Source organism: Streptomyces sp. NRRL B-1347 (genome assembly GCF_000720325.1).
Classification (GTDB): Bacteria; Actinomycetota; Actinomycetes; order Streptomycetales; family Streptomycetaceae; genus Streptomyces.
The window spans coordinates 1-1,310 of the sequence record NZ_JOJM01000227.1; the positions used below are offsets into that span (position 1 = coordinate 1).

Genomic DNA, 1,310 nt, shown 5'->3' on the forward strand with positions numbered 1-1,310 from the left:
CGTTCGAGCGTCTGGTGGAGGTCCTGAACCCGGTGCGGTCCCTGGGCCGTCACCCGCTGTTCCAGGTGATGCTGGCCTTCCAGAACACCGACCTGCCCGTCGTCGACCTCCCCGGCCTGCGTGTCGAGGAGGAGCCGGGCGCACCTGTCGCCGCGAAGTTCGACCTCATGGTCAACCTGCGGGAGCGGTACGACGAGGACGGAGCCGTCGCGGGCCTGGAGGGCACCGTCGACTTCGCCACCGACCTCTTCGACCGAACGACGGCACAGAGCGTCGCCGACCGGCTCGCCGCGTTCCTGACGACCGCAGTGCAGCACGCGGACCGCCGACTCGGCGCCTTCGAACTCCTCACGGACGGCGAGCGCGGGAACGTCCTCGCGGCCGGTCAAGGCGACGAGCTGGCCGTTCCGGCGGAGGCGACGCTGGTGTCGCTGCTGCTGGAGCAGGTAGCCGCGCATCCTGACGCGACTGCCGTCGTGGAGGGTGAATCCACGCTCTCGTACGGAGAACTGCTGGGCGCAGCCGGTCACTTGGCTGCGCGTTTGGAGGCGTGTGGTGCCGGTCCTGGTTCGGTTGTGGGTGTGGTGGTGCCGCGCTCGGTGGACTGGGTGGTGGCGCAGGTGGGTGTGGCGTTGTCGGGTGCGGCGTGGCTGCCGTTGGACGCGGGTCTGCCTGTGGAGCGCATCGCTGGAGTCCTCGACGAGGCCGGGCCGGTCGCGGTCGTCGTAGTGGAGGAGACGGCGGGCCTCGTGCCGCCAGAGCTCACCCACGTCGTCCTGGACCACGAACGAACGGGGACCGCTGAGCTCCCCGCCGTGTCGGGCGAGGACGGCGCGTATGTCATCTACACGTCCGGGTCGACGGGTCGGCCCAAGGGTGTGGTGGTGACGCAGCGCGGCGCGGTGAATCACATGCTGTGGATGCGGGCGGAGTTCGACATCAACGGCAGTGATCGTGTGCTGGCTCGTACGTCGCCCGGCTTCGACGCGGCGGTGTGGGAGTCGTGGCTGCCGCTGGTGTCGGGTGCTGCGGTGGTGGTGGCCTCTGACGAGGTGGCCAAGGAACCGGAGCGGCTCATCGCGTTCATGCGGGAGCACGAGGTGACAGTCGCGCAGTTCGTGCCGACCCTGCTCACTGCTGTCCTGGAGGTCCCGGGAGCGGCTGATGTCACTTCTCTGCGGCGGGTGTTCGCCGGTGGTGAGTCCTTGCGTTCGTCGCTGGCTGCTGCTGCGGTGGATGTGTGGGGTGTGGAGCCGGTCAACTTGTACGGTCCCACGGAGACGACCATTCAGGTCACCTTCGGCACCGGC

At 69.1% G+C, this 1,310-nt stretch carries 1 protein-coding gene; it reads left to right on the forward strand.

The window, feature by feature from the left end; genetic code table 11:
* The coding region (locus IG74_RS47270; RefSeq protein ID WP_037827423.1) for an AMP-binding protein at positions 1-1,310 on the forward strand (1,310 nt) is incomplete at both ends.